Here is a 1,447-nt window from a genome sequence, read left to right as displayed (position 1 = left end):
AAGCACCTGGAGAAGGACGCCGCGCTCGAGCGCCGCTTCCAGCCGATCCAGGTGGGTGAGCCGTCGCTGGCCCACACCATCGAGATCCTCAAGGGGCTGCGGGACCGCTACGAGGCGCACCACCGCGTCTCGATCACCGACGCGGCTCTCGTCGCGGCGGCCACCCTGGCCGACCGGTACATCTCGGATCGGTTCCTGCCGGACAAGGCGATCGACCTGATCGACGAGGCTGGTGCGCGGATGCGGATCCGTCGGATGACCGCGCCGCCGGACCTGCGGGACTTCGACGAGCGGATCGCGCAGGTGCGTCGTGACAAGGAGTCCGCGATCGACGCGCAGGACTTCGAGCGGGCTGCGCAGCTGCGGGACAAGGAGAAGCAGCTGCTGGGTCAGAAGGCGCAGCGGGAGAAGGAGTGGAAGGCCGGTGACCTGGACGTCGTCAGTGAGGTTGACGACGAGCAGATCGCCGAGGTGCTGGGTAACTGGACCGGTATCCCGGTGTACAAGTTGACCGAGGAGGAGACCTCGCGTCTGCTGCGTATGGAGGACGAGCTGCACAAGCGCGTCATCGGGCAGGAGGACGCGGTCAAGGCGGTCTCGAAGGCGATCCGGCGTACCCGGGCCGGTCTGAAGGACCCGAAGCGCCCGTCCGGCTCGTTCATCTTCGCCGGCCCGTCCGGCGTGGGTAAGACGGAGCTGTCGAAGGCGCTCGCCGAGTTCCTGTTCGGCTCGGAGGATGCGCTGATCCAGCTGGACATGTCGGAGTTCCACGACCGGTACACGGTGTCGCGGCTGGTGGGTGCGCCTCCCGGTTACGTCGGTTATGACGAGGGTGGGCAGCTGACGGAGAAGGTGCGTCGTCGGCCGTTCAGTGTGGTGCTGTTCGACGAGATCGAGAAGGCCCACCCGGACGTGTTCAACACGCTGCTGCAGATCTTGGAGGATGGTCGGCTCACCGATGGTCAGGGTCGGATCGTGGACTTCAAGAACACGGTCATCATCCTGACCACGAACCTGGGTACCCGGGATGTGGCGAAGGCGGTGTCGCTGGGCTTCCAGGCGTCGGAGGACTCGGAGTCGAACTACGACCGGATGAAGCAGAAGGTCAACGACGAGCTGAAGCAGCACTTCCGGCCGGAGTTCCTGAACCGGATCGATGACACGATCGTGTTCCACCAGCTGCGGGAGAACGAGATCCTCCAGATCGTGGACATCATGATCGCGCGGATCGAGACCCAGTTGCGGAACAAGGACATGGGTCTGGAGTTGACCGACAACGCCAAGAAGTACCTGGCGAAGAAGGGCTTCGACCCGGTCCTGGGCGCGCGGCCGCTGCGCCGCACGATCCAGCGTGACATCGAGGACAACCTGTCCGAGCGGATCCTGTTCAACGAACTGACCCCCGGCCAGATCGTCGTCGTCGACTGCGAAGGCGACCCCAGCAACA

The 1,447-nt window shown here is 64.9% G+C and carries 1 protein-coding gene; it reads left to right on the top strand.

What is annotated here, in order from left to right; all coding sequences use genetic code 11:
• Positions 1-1,447: AAA family ATPase (locus ACGF5G_RS35725; protein ID WP_393271320.1), on the top strand; the 1,447-nt coding region annotated here is incomplete at both ends.

It is taken from the genome of Micromonospora sp. NPDC047730, from assembly GCF_043204765.1.
In the GTDB taxonomy this organism is placed as follows: domain Bacteria; phylum Actinomycetota; class Actinomycetes; order Mycobacteriales; family Micromonosporaceae; genus Micromonospora.
Note: the sequence above shows the minus strand (reverse complement) of the source record. Positions and strands in the feature narration are given on the sequence as shown.